The 14,905-nt window shown below is 52.1% G+C and carries 13 protein-coding genes; 7 read left to right on the top strand and 6 right to left on the bottom strand.

The window, feature by feature from the left end:
* Nucleotides 1–26: 26 nt before the first annotated feature.
* Nucleotides 27–1,010: a glycosyltransferase gene (locus tag V6E55_RS21580; RefSeq protein WP_129996970.1), complete on the bottom strand. Its 984-nt coding sequence runs from the start codon at nt 1,008–1,010 to the stop codon at nt 27–29.
* Nucleotides 1,011–1,167: 157 nt separating this feature from the next.
* Here V6E55_RS21580 and V6E55_RS21575 point away from each other — a divergent pair, with 157 nt between their 5' ends.
* The gene (locus tag V6E55_RS21575; RefSeq protein ID WP_316943897.1) at nt 1,168–2,271 is read left to right on the top strand and encodes a glycosyltransferase family 4 protein; all 1,104 of its coding nucleotides are present in this window, start codon (nt 1,168–1,170) and stop codon (nt 2,269–2,271) included.
* Here V6E55_RS21575 and V6E55_RS21570 read toward each other — a convergent pair.
* Genes V6E55_RS21570 through rfaD form a run of 5 tightly spaced genes read right to left on the bottom strand, consistent with a single transcriptional unit; the run spans nt 2,250 to nt 7,430 of the window.
* Nucleotides 2,250–3,359 carry a glycosyltransferase family 4 protein gene (locus V6E55_RS21570; protein ID WP_316943896.1) on the bottom strand — a complete coding sequence of 370 codons (1,110 nt, stop codon included), beginning with the start codon at nt 3,357–3,359 and terminating at the stop codon, nt 2,250–2,252. The two genes, V6E55_RS21575 and V6E55_RS21570, sit on opposite strands and share 22 nt — an antisense overlap.
* A complete protein-coding gene (gene rfaQ / locus V6E55_RS21565; protein WP_316943895.1) occupies nt 3,356–4,459 on the bottom strand; it encodes a putative lipopolysaccharide heptosyltransferase III in 1,104 nt (367 codons plus the stop codon). The genes V6E55_RS21570 and rfaQ overlap by 4 nt, the downstream gene beginning before the upstream one ends.
* Nucleotides 4,452–5,438, bottom strand: coding sequence for a lipopolysaccharide heptosyltransferase RfaC (gene rfaC / locus V6E55_RS21560; RefSeq protein WP_316943894.1), 987 nt, complete (start codon nt 5,436–5,438; stop codon nt 4,452–4,454). The genes rfaQ and rfaC overlap by 8 nt, the downstream gene beginning before the upstream one ends.
* A gap of 3 nt (nt 5,439–5,441) precedes the next feature.
* Nucleotides 5,442–6,488 carry an ADP-heptose--LPS heptosyltransferase RfaF gene (gene rfaF / locus V6E55_RS21555; protein WP_316943893.1) on the bottom strand — a complete coding sequence of 349 codons (1,047 nt, stop codon included), beginning with the start codon at nt 6,486–6,488 and terminating at the stop codon, nt 5,442–5,444.
* 9 nt (nt 6,489–6,497) lie between these two features.
* Entirely contained in the window at nt 6,498–7,430 is a 933-nt protein-coding gene (rfaD, locus tag V6E55_RS21550; protein ID WP_114978969.1) for an ADP-glyceromanno-heptose 6-epimerase, read from the bottom strand.
* Nucleotides 7,431–7,645: 215 nt separating this feature from the next.
* Between rfaD and kbl the strand changes: the two genes are divergently transcribed.
* The 6 genes from kbl (at nt 7,646) to V6E55_RS21520 (ending at nt 14,807) form a co-directional block, all read left to right on the top strand.
* Nucleotides 7,646–8,842, top strand: coding sequence for a glycine C-acetyltransferase (gene kbl / locus V6E55_RS21545; protein WP_114978968.1), 1,197 nt, complete (start codon nt 7,646–7,648; stop codon nt 8,840–8,842).
* A 9-nt stretch (nt 8,843–8,851) separates the two neighbouring features.
* Nucleotides 8,852–9,877, top strand: coding sequence for an L-threonine 3-dehydrogenase (tdh, locus tag V6E55_RS21540; protein WP_316943892.1), 1,026 nt, complete (start codon nt 8,852–8,854; stop codon nt 9,875–9,877).
* 176 nt (nt 9,878–10,053) lie between these two features.
* The gene (locus V6E55_RS21535; protein WP_316943891.1) at nt 10,054–11,634 is read left to right on the top strand and encodes a phosphoethanolamine transferase; all 1,581 of its coding nucleotides are present in this window, start codon (nt 10,054–10,056) and stop codon (nt 11,632–11,634) included.
* A gap of 62 nt (nt 11,635–11,696) precedes the next feature.
* Nucleotides 11,697–12,959 carry an O-antigen ligase family protein gene (locus tag V6E55_RS21530; protein ID WP_316943890.1) on the top strand — a complete coding sequence of 421 codons (1,263 nt, stop codon included), beginning with the start codon at nt 11,697–11,699 and terminating at the stop codon, nt 12,957–12,959.
* 71 nt (nt 12,960–13,030) lie between these two features.
* Nucleotides 13,031–13,888 carry a glycosyltransferase gene (locus V6E55_RS21525; protein ID WP_316943889.1) on the top strand — a complete coding sequence of 286 codons (858 nt, stop codon included), beginning with the start codon at nt 13,031–13,033 and terminating at the stop codon, nt 13,886–13,888.
* A gap of 7 nt (nt 13,889–13,895) precedes the next feature.
* Entirely contained in the window at nt 13,896–14,807 is a 912-nt protein-coding gene (locus V6E55_RS21520; RefSeq protein WP_316943888.1) for a capsular polysaccharide synthesis protein, read from the top strand.
* Nucleotides 14,808–14,905 lie beyond the last annotated feature (98 nt).

The raw sequence follows: 14,905 nt of genomic DNA, 5'->3' as shown, positions 1-14,905 counted from the left end.
GCATTTAAGCCAGGTAAAGCTATCTCTTATGCCAGATAGCGCTTTAAACGGAAATAACGGCGACCCAGTCGCCAATGTTGGCGGAGCCCACGGGCGTTTTTCCAGATAAGCGTCCAGATCCCGCGATCGAACAGTTCCTGAATAATTTCACGCTTTTTGGCTGCATCACCAATGTTGTTAATCGCGTGCAGAATACCCAGTCCCTCTTTCGCGATTTGCCACTGGCAGGCGGGCACGCGGCGTACGGCATCCGGGTAGCGCTGGTTGATAACATCCAGCATCTCAAGGATTTTCATATAGTGGCGCGCGTTACGCATCCGCGTGTCATCCGTGCCTGGCGTGTGTGATACCGAAGCGGAATGGATGAGATAGTCATAGAACGTTTCGTCGGTGTACTGAACGCGTTTTGCGGTAAGCAACACTTCGGTCGTCCACGGGATATCCTGGTGACGCAGTCCATGCTCAAACGTGAACCCCTGCTCTTTAATAAAGGCGTGGCGGTAAATATTAAGCCAGGTCACATGCAGGAATTTACGCGACGCCAGCGCGCGTTGAAGCCAGGTTGGGCCGTCCAGCACGTCGGTGGATTGCAGCTTGTCGGACGGGAAGATTTTTTTCGACGGTCTACCGTCATCATAAATATAGGTACCGTTACAGGTGGCGACGTCGAGATCGTTTTTCTTCGCCATCTCAAGCAGGCGTGGGTACATTCCCGGGTAGATCACATCGTCGATGTCCGGGAACGCGATATATTCGCCAGTTGCTTCTGCCAGACCGGTGTTACGGGCGGCAGAGACGCCCTGGTTGGTCTGTTCGATAACCTTGTAATACGGGAATTCACTGGCATATTGCGCAATGATGGCCGCAGAGTTATCACTTGACCCATCGTCCACAACGACCAGTTCCAGACTGTCCAGATGTTGAGCTTTGATGCTGTCGAAAAATGCACTCAGGAATTTTTCACCGTTATAGACGGCGACTACAAGGCTCAATAAAGGTGTGTCGGACATGCTTTCTCCGTTGCGTTCAGGGCAGGCCACCCATGTTGGTGGTACCATTCGTGCTGTATTATATCCGGTGGATACTAAAAACATATGCCTGGAGGGACAAAGATCCCCTCAGGGGGCAAATTAGCGTCATGCTGGCGAGATTCTTAACAGGAAATGTATGCATATTGTTCACACTGAAGCAGACGGCGGCAAAGGCGGACAGCCTCTGCGCATTATTAACGAATCGCTCGGGATGATTCAGCGTGGCCATCAGGTGACCCTTCTTTGTCCGGAAACTGCACCGCTGCATACGCTGGCGCGTGATGCTGGATTGACGGTTGTCACGATGCCGTTGAAGCGTAAGAACCTTAAAAACCTGCAGTTACTGCGTCGCTGGCTGAAGGATAACCGCCAGTCTATCGATGTCATCAATAGCCATAACTCTGCCGATACCTGGCTGGTGGCGCTGGCGAATCTGACGCTCTCTAATCCTGTGCCGCTGGTGCGTACCCGCCATGCTTCAGGCGTACCGCGTAATAACTGGACGACGCGCTGGCTGTTTCGAACGGCCTGCGCACATATCGTGACAACCGGTGAAGCGCTGCGCCATCAGGTGGCGAATATTGGTGTTCCGATGTCACAGAGTACGTCGGTGCCAAGTGGTGTCGATACGCAGCGTTTCCGTCCGGGAGATAAGCACGAAGCCCGTGCGCATTGTGGTTTGTCGCAGGATGATTTCTGGCTTGGTGTGGTGTCGCATCTGCGTCCGAACAAAGGTCATAGCGTGCTGCTGCGCGCCCTGGCGAAAATCGACAATCCGCAGATTAAGCTGGCGATTGTCGGTGAAGGTCCGCATAAAGCGACGCTGGAGCAGGAAATTGTCGCGTTGGGATTACAGCAGCGTGTAGTGATGGCGGGACATCAGAGTGACCCGGAGAGCTGGTTCCCGGCGTTTGATATTGCGCTGAGTCCTTCACACGATATGGAAGGTGTACCCCAGGGTGTCCTGCAATCGCTGGCATCTCGCATTGCCACCATCGCGACCGATGCCGGCGGAACGGGTGATGCGGTGATTGATGGTCAGACCGGGATCCTGGTCGCACAGCGTGATGAGAACGCACTGCACGATGCCATTGTGAAGCTGTATGACGACGCGACCCTTCGCGAGAAGCTGGCGCAACAGGGTTATGATTACCTGAGCATCCACTTTACTCGCGAATGTATGCTGGACGCGATGGAGAAAGTCTTCTCTGAAGCGGCTCAGCGCAGCAGATCGCGATAAAGCGCCTGTAGCTCTTTTGCCATTCTGTCCAGGGTGTAGGGTTCAGCTGTAGCGCGCGCAGCCGCTGAATAATCAACACCCTGATCACGGCCTTTCAGCCAGTGGGTGATAGCCTGCTGGTAGCCTTCACTGTCCAGCGCATCACGCACCCAGCCGTTCTGTCCTTCTGTTATCCACTCTGCCGCGCCGCAGCCGTGGCTGGTGAGCAGCGGCAGACCGCAAGCCAGCGCTTCCACGCAGACATTCGGGAATGGATCGTAGAGCGTCGGCAGGATCAGTGCGTCCGCCGTGCCATACACTTCACGCACGTTAGCAACCGGCCCCAGGAACTTCACTCGCGAAGAAACCCCCAGCGTCTGTGCCAGCTTTTCGAATTTGCGCGCGTGTTTATCTCGTCCGGCGATCAGTAGCCAAACGTCAGGATGAGGCACGATGGCACGCAGCGCGGTCGCAACACCTTTACGGCTGAAACCTGACCCGACATAGGCCAGCACCGGTGCGGTGTGTGGGATCCCCAGCACATCACGTTGCGAAAGTGTGCGTACGTCAGGGCTAAACTGGGCGGTGTCGACACCGTTATAGATAACCGTTAGCTTGTCATCCGTCAGCGCGAAGCGGCGGGCGATGTCATCGCGCACCATCTTTGAGTTACAGATCACCTTGCGCAGTTGCGGATGGGTAAACATCTGCGATTCCGCCTGCAAAATATAGCGATGGTAACGGCTGAATGACTGCGCCCAGCGCGCCAGCGGCGACAGAATGCGGCCATACTGCTCAAGCCAGGTGGCGTGTACGCCGTCGCCTGCGCGGAAAATAGTTGCCCCGGGAATACGCTCATGACTTTGCACAATATCGAACTGAGCAAAATGCGAGGCCGCTTCCACTGCAAACCCGGATTCACGGGCGATACGGTTACGAAACGGCGGATTTACCGTCAGCGTTTTCCAGCCTGACGCATCTTCCCACTGGCGAGCAATCAACGTGACATCCAGGGTGGTGTCCTGGGCCAGCACGTTTAAGGCGCGGGAAACGAAACGCTCCGCGCCGCCATTGGGGTTGTAGGTCTGTCGGACGATCGCCAGCTTCATGCAGGATATTCCAGCAGCAGGGTATCAATCGCGCTCAGCACCTGTTGCGGGGTAATGGCGGTGATGCAGTCGGAAACGCCTCCGTCACCGCAGCCCGCCTTACCGCAAGGCTGGCAGGTAAATCCGGCGGTGATCACGCGGTAATTTACCCCCCACGGCGCCCACTTGATTGCCCCGGTTGGGCCAAAGATAGCCACGGTCGGGGTCCCCACGGCACTCGCGAGGTGCATCGGCATGGAGTCAACGCCGAAGTAAATACGCGCGTGCTTCATCAGTGCGCCGAGCTCTTTCAGGTTCAGCTGTCCGCTTAAATCAAACACCGGCTGGGTAAGCGCAGCGCGCAGCTCATCCATATACGCGGTTTCTTCTTTCGACGGGGCTGCTGAGAGAATGATTGGCAGACCGCGAGCCGCCAGGTTATCGATTGTCGCCGCCAGCTTTTTGATATCCCAGGCCTTAAACATCCAGCGCGACGTCGGGTGCACCAGAATGTAGGATTTACTCTTCAGACCAAACCCGGCCAGTTTCTCAGCGACGGAGGTTTCCGCCGCATCGCCCGGTACAAACAGAGTATGTTTGTCTTCAGCAGACTGCGGGTGGATCCCGATCCGGCGCAGAGCGTCCAGGTTCACTTCCACCATATGACGGCTGTTATCCTGAATCGCCGGGTAGAGCGTGGTGAAGGATTTCACCCAGCGACGACGAGCCAGACCACTGCGTTTATCCGGCTTAAAGCCGACGGAGACGCGTGGCTTCAGTCGACGCGCCAGACGCGCGCCATGCCAGTGTTCGGTCAGGTTAATCAGCACATCGTACTGACGCCCTTTCAGCGTATTGACCAGGGCGCGATACAGACGGAATTGCTCGAACCAGCCCTTTTTGCGCCAGTTGCGACCAATGGTATGTACCTGATCGATATAAGGATGGCTGGTCAGCATCGCCTGCGTGTCGTCGTAGACCAGCGCGTCGACTTCAACGTTCGGCCAGTTCTTTTTCAGCACGGTAAAGACCGGTGAGGTAAGCAGCACGTCACCGTGGTGACGCAGCTTAATGATCAGCACGCGCTTTGGTGGGCGCTCTGCCGAGAAAAAATCAGACATAGGCTCTCTCTGCTGCCAGCAAAGGCTCTAATTGCGCAAATACCGCAGCGGCGCTGAGGTCGCTCAGCTGCGATGAATGTTCCGGGCGGCAGATATATTGATTTTTTCCGTAGCCGCCGATAAGGCCCGGGTCCGTTGGGCCATAAAGCGTAATATTAGGTCTATCCAGCGCGGCCGTCAGGTGGCTCAGGCCAGTATCAACCGATACCACTGCCGTAGCCCCCGCCAGCTCTTGTGCCACGCCGTCGAGCTTCATGCGTGGCAAGACGTCCACGTAATCAAACCCTTCCGCCAGGCGTCTGGCGCGTGCTTCTTCATGCGGTGCCCCCCACGGCAGTTTGATGCGCAAACCTGCGTTGCCCAGTAAACCAATCAGCTCACGCCAGTGGGTTTCCGGCCAGTGTTTGTCATCCCGGGTAGTGGCATGGAGGAAAATCAGATAAGGCGCGTTAATTTGCCGTGAATTGTGGAGAAAATGCTGTGAAATGGCGTAATCACCCTGCATTTCAGGTTTTGCATAGCCCAGACTTTTGGCAAACAGTTCACGGGTGCGTTCCACCGCGTGCTGCTGCTTTGCAATAGCGTGGCGACGGTTATAGAACAGGCTTGCCAGCGGTTCGCGGGCGCTGTGCCAGTCCATGCCGTGCTTTACGCCGTGTGCCAGTCTTGTCACCAGCGCGGCGCTTTTGACCAGCCCTTGTGCATCAATGATCGCGTCATAATGCTGAGCCTGCACTGCCTCGCGAAATACCTTGCGTTCGGCTTTGATCGGCGCGGAAAACCAGGCTTTGCGCCAGCGGCGAATCGCTACCGGGATCACGCGGTCGACCGCTTCATGCCAGGTGGGGATCTGCGCGAAGCCTTCTTCCACCACCCAGTCAAAACGAATGCCGGGAATGGCCTGCATGGCGTCCGTCAGAGACGGCAGCGTATGCAGAACATCGCCCATCGAAGAGGTTTTAACGATCAATACCCGCATCCGTTATCCTTCTTCGCTCAACAGCAGTTCGTTAAGCTCTTCCAGCACGCGTTGTGGCGTGATGTCGATCAGGCTCTGGTGATAACCTTCCGCCGCATCACCTTTACGCACTTTGTGATAGCCGGTAATCAGACGAATAACGCGCGCTTTATTCGAGAGTGGCGGTGTGAAGTCCGGGCTGCTTGGGCCATACAGCGCAACCAATGGGCGATTGAGCGCCGCGGCGACGTGCATCAGACCGGAATCGTTAGTGACCACGGCTTTACAGGCGGCAATCAGGATAACTGCCTGTTCAAGTTGAGTTTCTCCGGCCAAATTACGACACCAGGCCTGCTGTTCTGTGCTCAGAGTGGCAAGGATTTCGTTACCTGCTTCGTGGTCTTTTGCCGAACCGAACAGGACAATTTGATAGCCTTCGTCAATCAGTTGTTTTGCCAGTTCTGCGTAGTGATAGTGCGGCCAGCGTTTTGCCGGACCGAACTCTGCGCCAGGACAGAAGCCGATCATCGGACGTTCAGACGAAATGCCAAAGGCGTTGCAGGTCTGGGATTTTTCACCGTCATTAACCTGCAACTGTGGCCACAGCAGTGGTTGTGGCAGGTCTTTCGCACTGCGCATCACGCCTTTGTCGTAGGCCAGTGCCACATAGCGCTCCACCATCAGCGGCCAGGCCTCTTTATCCAGCACCCGGGCGTCGTTCAGCAGACCGTAACGCATTTCACCGCGCCAGCCGGTGCGATGAGGCACACCAGCAAAGAAGGGCACCAGGGCAGATTTGAAAGAGTTGGGCAGCACGTAAGCGCGATCGTAGCGCTTGTCGCGCAGGCTATGGCCGAGCTTGCGGCGTTCGCCGATTTCCAGCGCCCCGTGGCCGAGCGGCATCGGGATCGCCTCGTTAACTTCCGGCATACGCGATAACAACGGACGGCACCATGCAGGTGCCATCACGTCGATTATCGCCTGGGGATAGCGCGCCTTGAGCGTGCGATAGAGACTTTGCGACATCATCATGTCGCCCACCCATGACGGGCCGATCACCAGTATCTTCATGCTTGTTTCTTACGCGTCGCGGTTCAGCCAGACCATATATTCCGTTACGCCTTCGGCAACGGTCTTGAACGGCTTGTCGTAGCCTGCTGCGCGCAGGTTAGTCAGATCAGCCTGAGTGAACGCCTGATAGCGGCCTTTCAGTTTTTCCGGGAACGGAATGTACTCAATGCTGCCTTTTTTGTGATACGCCAGGGTCGCGTCTGCAACAGCCTGGAAGGATTCCGCACGGCCCGTACCCAGGTTAAAGATGCCGGACACGCCGTTTTCGAGGAACCACAGGTTCACCGCAGCAACATCGCCGACATAAACGAAGTCACGCTTGAAGCCGTCGCTGCCTTCAAACAGTTTTGGACTTTCGCCATTATTCAACTGGGTGTTCAGGTGGAACGCCACGCTCGCCATGCTGCCTTTGTGCCCTTCGCGCGGCCCGTAGACGTTGAAGTAGCGGAAGCCCACAATCTGGGAGTTCGCTTCAGGCAGAACCTGACGAACGTATTCGTCGAACAGGAACTTAGAGTAACCGTAGACGTTCAGCGGTTGCTCATATTCGCGGGATTCGATGAAGTCTGACGTGCGACCGCCGTAGGTTGCTGCAGAAGAGGCATACAGGAACGGAATTTCACGCTCCAGGCAGTAGTGCAGGATCTCTTTAGAGTACTGATAGTTGTTGTCCATCATGTACTTGCCGTCCCACTCGGTAGTGGAAGAGCAAGCACCTTCGTGGAAGATAGCTTCGATTTCGCCGAACTCTTCACCTGCCATAATCTGGATAAGGAAGTCTTCTTTATCCATATAGTCAGCGATGTTCAGATCCACCAGGTTGACGAACTTGGTGCCATCTTTCAGGTTGTCAACCACCAGGATGTCGGTGATGCCTTTGTCGTTGAGAGCCTTAACAATATTGCTGCCGATAAAGCCTGCGCCGCCGGTAACGATGATCATAACTGTACCTTTGAAGTGTGGGGCCCGGGGACAATCCCGGACGCTAATGTGCCTATCATATCATTAGTATGGCTGCCCTTTCAGCCATTCACCGACATAGCGCAAGGGTACACGTGATTTATGCTGCAAAAACGAGAAGAGATAATGTGTCATCTCGTCATGAACTATAGGTTTGGGTAATATGTCCCGAAATTTGCCGAGTCTGGAGAATTGCAATGCGTGGTGATTTTTACAAACAGTTAAATAGCGACCTCGAAACTGCACGTGCAGAAGGGTTGTTCAAGGAAGAGCGTATTATCACGTCTGCTCAGCAGGCGGACATAACCGTTGCCGATGGCAGCCATGTGATCAACTTTTGTGCGAATAACTACTTAGGTCTTGCGAATCACCCTGAGCTGATTGCCGCTGCGAAAAACGGCATGGACACCCACGGTTTCGGTATGGCCTCCGTGCGCTTTATCTGCGGCACACAGGACAGCCACAAGCAGCTTGAGAAAAAGCTGGCGAGCTTCCTCGGAATGGAAGACGCGATTCTGTACTCCTCCTGCTTTGACGCCAACGGCGGTCTGTTTGAGACCCTGCTCGGCGCAGAAGATGCGATTATCTCCGACGCCCTGAACCACGCATCCATCATCGACGGCGTTCGTCTGTGCAAAGCGAAGCGTTTCCGTTACGCCAACAACGACATGGTTGAGCTGGAAGCGCGCCTGAAAGAAGCCCGCGAAGCGGGCGCTCGCCACGTGCTGATCGCCACCGACGGCGTGTTCTCCATGGACGGCGTGATTGCCAACCTGAAAGGCGTGTGCGACCTGGCAGACAAATACGATGCGCTGGTGATGGTTGATGATTCTCACGCGGTCGGTTTTGTCGGCGAAAATGGCCGTGGTTCTCACGAATACTGCGACGTGATGGGGCGCGTGGACATCATCACCGGTACGCTCGGTAAAGCTCTGGGCGGCGCATCTGGCGGCTATACCGCTGCGCGCAAAGAGGTGGTTGAGTGGCTGCGTCAGCGCTCCCGTCCGTATCTGTTCTCCAACTCCCTGGCACCAGCTATTGTTTCTGCCTCCATCAAAGTGCTGGAGATGGTGGAATCAGGCGCTGCACTGCGCGACCGTCTGTGGTCCAACGCTCGTCTGTTCCGTGAAAAAATGAGTGCCGCAGGCTTTACCCTGGCCGGTGCCGACCACGCGATCATCCCGGTCATGCTGGGCGATGCGGTCATCGCGCAAAACTTTGCCCGCGAACTGCAAAAAGAAGGGATTTATGTCACCGGGTTCTTCTTCCCGGTGGTGCCAAAAGGTCAGGCGCGTATCCGCACCCAGATGTCTGCGGCGCATACGCCTGAACAAATTGAACGTGCGGTGGAAGCCTTTACCCGCATCGGAAAACAGCTGGGCGTAATTGCCTGAGGACGTGTGATGAAAGCGTTATCCAAACTGAAAGCGGAAGAAGGGATTTGGATGACCGACGTGCCGGAGCCGGAAGTCGGTCATAACGATCTGCTGATCAAAATTCGTAAAACGGCTATCTGCGGTACTGACGTTCACATCTACAACTGGGACCAGTGGTCGCAGAAAACCATTCCGGTACCGATGGTGGTGGGCCACGAATATGTCGGCGAAGTGGTCGGTATCGGCCAGGAAGTAAAAGGTTTCAAAATTGGCGACCGCGTCTCCGGTGAAGGTCATATTACCTGCGGTCACTGCCGTAACTGCCGCGGTGGGCGTACGCACCTGTGCCGTAATACCATTGGCGTGGGCGTAAACCGTCCGGGCTGCTTCGCGGAATACCTGGTGATCCCGGCATTTAACGCGTTCAAAATCCCGGACAACATTTCTGACGATCTGGCCTCTATCTTCGACCCGTTCGGCAATGCGGTACACACCGCGCTCTCCTTCGACCTGGTCGGTGAAGATGTGCTGGTGTCCGGCGCAGGCCCAATCGGGATTATGGCGGCAGCGGTGGCGAAGCACGTTGGTGCGCGTAATGTCGTGATTACCGATGTCAATGAGTACCGTCTGTCACTGGCACGCAAAATGGGTGTGACCCGCGCGGTGGATGTTTCTAAAGAGAGCCTGAGCGACGTAATGGAAGAGCTGGGCATGACCGAAGGCTTCGACGTAGGCCTGGAGATGTCCGGTGCGCCACCAGCGTTTCGTACCATGCTGGATACCATGAATCACGGTGGTCGTATCGCCATGCTGGGTATTCCACCGTCAGACATGTCTATCGACTGGAACAAGGTAATCTTCAAGGGACTGTTCATCAAAGGCATCTATGGCCGTGAGATGTTTGAGACCTGGTACAAGATGGCTGCACTGATCCAGTCTGGTCTGGATCTGTCGCCAATTATCACTCATCGTTTCTCCGTTGATGAGTTCCAGCAGGGCTTTGACGCAATGCGTTCAGGCCAGTCCGGGAAAGTTATCCTGAGCTGGGATTAACCTGCTCTCAGGCACCCGTTTTTACGGGTGCCCTTACACTTTTTAGCGGTTTGACTTTCCAGCGGTTACTTGTTAACTTCTGGCGAATTTTTCTCCACAGAGTCTTCTCCGCGCGTTCATTCTTGCAGTCATAATGATTACGTCAGGAAAGATTTTGCCAGGCTAATCAGGCTATTATGTCCACATTGTTTTCGCAGAAGTTGGTTAACACCCCTCCACGGCTTGCCGCTTTTTTAACGGTAGTGATTTCTCTGCTAATAGTCATTGGCGTAAATATTATCCATGCCAAATATAATGCGGTGATTAACCGTACGCTGGTTTTTGCACTGATATTGCTGACACTGAAATGTATAAACAATAAATTAATCAGAAATGTACTGGCGATTATTTTATTAATTCCGGTTGCGGCAGATATTACTTTGCAGTTATACGCATGGAATAATTTCAATTCAGCATTTAGCTATGGATTTGCCCTGAGCGTACTCAACACGACACCAGGTGAAGCAAGCTCGATGCTCGGCTTGTACTGGCGCGATTGTCTGACCTTTATTGCCCTGTCTGCATTATTTATTTATACCGCTAATACCAGCATGTGGCCTGTCGCGCCGCGTTTTCGTCGCTGGCCTGCCATCGCACTTGTCGTCACGCTGCTGGCTTTTTATGGGCAGGCGTTACAGCATCAACTTAGGAAAAGCAGTGTTGAAAGTCTGGCGCAGCGTGTGGTTCAGGCGACGCCTGCTAGCACGGCAAAAGTTTTCATGCAGGCGATTGAAGATAATGCAGTAGTCGCCAACATCGGTAACAACATTCCTGATTATAAGATCACGCTATCTGAAACCGGCATCGAAAATTATGTGCTGATCATCGGTGAGTCCGAGCGTACGGCAAATATGGGTATCTATGGTTATCAACGAGATACTACACCGGAGCTGGAGAAGCAAAAATCGCAGCTTTTACTGTTCCGTAATGCTGTGACGCCAGCACCGGTCACGATTATGGCCGTGCCACTGGCGTTGACCGCTGATACCGTGAATGCGCGCGATCCGAAAAAATATGGTGATAACGTCATCAATATCGCGAATAAGGCGGGATATGATACTTACTGGTTTAGTCGTCAGGGCAAGGGTGGTGCGCATAACAACGTCATCACCGGAATTGCCATGAACACCAGACAGCATGAATGGATTGATGGCGGCTACGATGAAGACCTCCTGCCTCTGTTGAAGAATGCGCTTAAAACACCGGGCAAAAAACTGGTCGTCCTGCATTTATATGGAAGCCACGAGCCTTCCTGTCGACGCTTCCCGGCCAGTGAGGCGGTGTTACACAGTGATAATGAAGCCGATGATTGTTATGACAACTCGGTGCGCTATACGGATAAGTTGATGGGCAAGGTGTTTAGCTTGCTGGAAAACTCACGCTCTTCGGTCATGTATTTCTCCGATCATGGACTGATTCGCGATCCGAAGCGCGCCGTAGCATACTCCCACGGTAACGTTAATCCTCCGCGAGAAGCTCTGCATATCCCGGCGTTTATCTGGTATGGGCAACAGGTTGACTCCGATAAAAAGTATACCGGAGATTACAATACTGTTTGGTCTGCTGATGACGTTAATACGCTTGCTGGACTGTGGCTTGGGATCCACCGTCAGGGAGAGCCTGTTCATTCTGTACAGTCCTGGCTTGCGGGTTACAATAGGGATGTTACCGTTCTGGACACAACCGGGAAGTCCTATGAATGGCGTAATATTCGTTAACACTGGTGCGGTAAACTTGTTTTTAGCAGTGTGCTAGCCTGCTTTACCTTTTAATAAATGGAATGATGATGATTAATATAGAGCGAGATAGGATCCAAGTTGCATTGCTACAATTACTCTTCGGGCTGTGTGCTATTGCTTTTGGTTGCGTAGTGATTTCACCTAATTTATCCGCTAAGATTTTGGGCCTGGCGGGTATTACTGCTTTCGTTACTTTCATGTTGGATATTAAAAACTTCAGAAAGAATGATGCATTCTGGCTTTGTCTGGTTCTGCTGATCATCGGGGTTTGCGATCTGATCTGGTACCGGATGTATAAGATTGATAGTGCCGCGATCAACTCCTATCGCGCCTATCTTGAAGTCGGGAAAATCTGCCTGTTTGGAGCATTCTCCATTTTTGTGTTTGTGAACCGTAATCAGCTCAAAGTAGGCTGTAATAAGATCCATATGTTACTGGTCATCGCATTGCAATTGATGATCGTTGTCTACGCCGGGTATCAACATCTGTTTCTTGAAAACCAAAGGGTAACGCTCTCACTTGCTGGTGGTACGGATGCGACAGGGGCTGCTTATACTATTGCATTTATCTCGTTCTACACGATTCTGGTGCTACAACACAGTTCAAGCAGATGGAAAGAACTGTTTATCCTCGGGCACTTTTTGATTACCTTCCTGGTACTGGTGACGACAGGAACGCGTGCCGCCATTCTGACCTATCCGATTATTTTCTTCGGTTTGCTGGTGGTGAAGGTGTACAAGGAAAAGCATATCCCGTGGAAAGGGGTATCCGTTTTTCTGATCGCTTTGCTGGTTGGTGTATTCATGATGAAAGACAATCTGATAAAGCGTTATAATGACTTTAACCGCGACATCGCTTCCTATGATAAAGCGAACAGCGCCACGTCGGTTGGTGCTCGTTTCGCTATGTGGAAGGGGGGATTAGCGGCGTCTAAAAATAATTATTTATGGCAGTCTACTGATGAGCGAAACGTAAAGATTATCGAAGAAGTTAATAAAGACCCAAGCCTGTCAGGCGCGCTGGATCACATTCGCGGTCATCTCCATAATGAAATCGTTGAAACACTCTCTGTCAAAGGTCCTTCTGGCGTTATCCTTTATATCCTGTTTGTAATATCGCTTGGCTGGTATGCTCTGCGTAAACGTAAAAGTATTATTCTTTTTGCTTTCCTTGTTTCTATGATTATGTTTGGTGTAGGTGGTGTAATGTTCTATTCTAAAACAACACCTGTTGCCTGGATGCTGACACTTATAATGTCGATTGTTTTCCTGGAACAAAACAAACATCGAGCGGTGATTAAGTAATCATTTTGATTCTCCATCGGGAAAAAGGTATTCTCCCGATGGAGAAATACCTTTTACCAGACGAGCCCACCATGAACGAACTGATTTCAGTTATCATCACCACTTACAACAGAGAGGAGTTGCTGGAACGCGCAATTCGTTCAGTTATTGCTCAGACATATCCTGCGGTAGAACTGGTTATTGTTGATGATTGTTCAAATGAAAAAACCGCACAACTTATTGAGCGTATGCGCACAGAGTGTGAAGCGCGGTTTGTGCATTTCATCTATGAACGAAATGAGAAGAACAGCGGTTCTAACTTCAGCCGTAACCGGGGCTATGCACTCTCGCACGGCGTGTTTGTGACGGGCCTTGATGATGACGATTATTTCCTGCCTGAACGTTTAACGAAGCTTGCTGAGCGGTATGATGACAAATATGCCTTTGTGACTGATACCCCCGCCAGACTGGACAAAACCCACCGTAGTTATCCAGATACAGATGATAAAAGAATCATCAAGTTACAGGACGTTTTGTGCGAAAACGTAGTGGGTAATCAGGTACTGACAACGAAAGAGAAACTGTCAGGTGTGGGTGGTTTTTCCCCTGAGATTAAACAACAGCAGGATCGCGATGTCTGGATTAAATTAATCCTGAGATATGGTCCTGGTATTAAATACAGTTTTAGCACTGCCATGGTGGATGCTGAACACGGTAGTAATCGAATTACCTCGCAAATTAAAAAATATAATGCTTACCGGAAGCTCTATTTTAAATATCGTGAGCATATGTCCGATGAAACCAAAAGCAACAACCTGTTCCAGCTGATGTCTTTCCGCGGATTTAAATCTTCTCGCATGAACTGTTTATTACGTGGGCGTAAAAAAGATGCCAAGCTGAGAATGAAACTGCTGCGTCGGACATTAAAAGAGATGTTCAAGGGTGCATAAGGGTGGAATGATGAATCTCAATCTAATCAATAAACTCATCAAAAAAACACGGCGCTGGCAGAAGAAAACCGGTTTATCTCTTTTCCAGCGTGCAGCTGAGCACTTTGAGCAGAAGAAGAAAGAGACGCTATTTGACGTTATTGATGCGCTGAAAATTCAGCCGGAATCCGCGAGTAACACTGAATCTGCACAGTCGCGCATCATCTGGATCTGCTGGTTTCAGGGGCTGGAAAGCGCACCAGAGCTGGTTAAACGTTGCATCGAATCCGTGCAACGTAATACGCCAGATGCTCAGGTTGTCATCCTGACGGATGACAATATTCCTGACTACCTCTCATTACCGGATCACATTAAAGCCAAATATCAGGCCGGGCTTATCAGCAAAGCGCAGTATTCCGATATTGTTCGCTGCTCTTTACTGTATCAGTACGGTGGGATCTGGATGGATGCCACCGTTTTTATGACGAAAACAGTGCCTGAGTCTTTCTATGAAAATAGCTTCTCATCGCTGCGTTTTGAATCGGGGGAAAATGCAACAAGCCAGGGATTCTGGACGGCCTATTTTCTTGCCTCGCAAAAGGGCAATACCCTAGTGAAGCTGGTCAGGGATATCCTTTATCGTTACTGGCAACATCACGATATCTTGCTCGAATATTTCTTAATTGATTACAGCTTCCTGTATGCACGCGAACGCTACCCTCAGTTTCGCGAGATCATGAATGCGCAGCCTGTGACGGGAAATAATCGCTTTTTGATTCGCCAGTTTATCTCTGTTGCACCTGATGCTGCGGCGAAAGAGACCCTGAATCGCGATCCTGTGGGTATCTATAAACTCTCTCACAAGGAACAGTATCGTACTTCGGATAACGGTAAGCCGACGCTGTACAGCCAGATCCTGGACGATACCTTCCGTCTGTAATGACAAAAAAGCCACCCTCACTGAAGTGAACCCCGAAAGTTGGACATCCAATGATTAGGGGTTTTGCGTTTCAATGGGCAGAAAAAAATATTCATCTG

Origin of the sequence: Enterobacter sp. 342, from assembly GCF_036663495.1 — a bacterium.
Classification (GTDB): domain Bacteria; phylum Pseudomonadota; class Gammaproteobacteria; order Enterobacterales; family Enterobacteriaceae; genus Enterobacter.
Note: the sequence above shows the minus strand (reverse complement) of the source record. Positions and strands in the feature narration are given on the sequence as shown.

Coding starts and splice junctions, on each gene's coding strand:
- V6E55_RS21580 (WP_129996970.1), bottom strand. CDS start 1,010: ATGTCCGACACACCTTTATTGAGCCTTGTAGTCGCCGTCTATAACGGT.
- rfaF (WP_316943893.1), bottom strand. CDS start 6,488: ATGAAGATACTGGTGATCGGCCCGTCATGGGTGGGCGACATGATGATG.
- V6E55_RS21520 (WP_316943888.1), top strand. CDS start 13,896: ATGATGAATCTCAATCTAATCAATAAACTCATCAAAAAAACACGGCGC.
- tdh (WP_316943892.1), top strand. CDS start 8,852: ATGAAAGCGTTATCCAAACTGAAAGCGGAAGAAGGGATTTGGATGACC.
- V6E55_RS21530 (WP_316943890.1), top strand. CDS start 11,697: ATGATGATGATTAATATAGAGCGAGATAGGATCCAAGTTGCATTGCTA.
- rfaD (WP_114978969.1), bottom strand. CDS start 7,430: ATGATCATCGTTACCGGCGGCGCAGGCTTTATCGGCAGCAATATTGTT.
- kbl (WP_114978968.1), top strand. CDS start 7,646: ATGCGTGGTGATTTTTACAAACAGTTAAATAGCGACCTCGAAACTGCA.
- V6E55_RS21525 (WP_316943889.1), top strand. CDS start 13,031: ATGAACGAACTGATTTCAGTTATCATCACCACTTACAACAGAGAGGAG.
- V6E55_RS21535 (WP_316943891.1), top strand. CDS start 10,054: ATGTCCACATTGTTTTCGCAGAAGTTGGTTAACACCCCTCCACGGCTT.
- rfaC (WP_316943894.1), bottom strand. CDS start 5,438: ATGCGGGTATTGATCGTTAAAACCTCTTCGATGGGCGATGTTCTGCAT.
- rfaQ (WP_316943895.1), bottom strand. CDS start 4,459: ATGTCTGATTTTTTCTCGGCAGAGCGCCCACCAAAGCGCGTGCTGATC.
- V6E55_RS21575 (WP_316943897.1), top strand. CDS start 1,168: ATGCATATTGTTCACACTGAAGCAGACGGCGGCAAAGGCGGACAGCCT.
- V6E55_RS21570 (WP_316943896.1), bottom strand. CDS start 3,359: ATGAAGCTGGCGATCGTCCGACAGACCTACAACCCCAATGGCGGCGCG.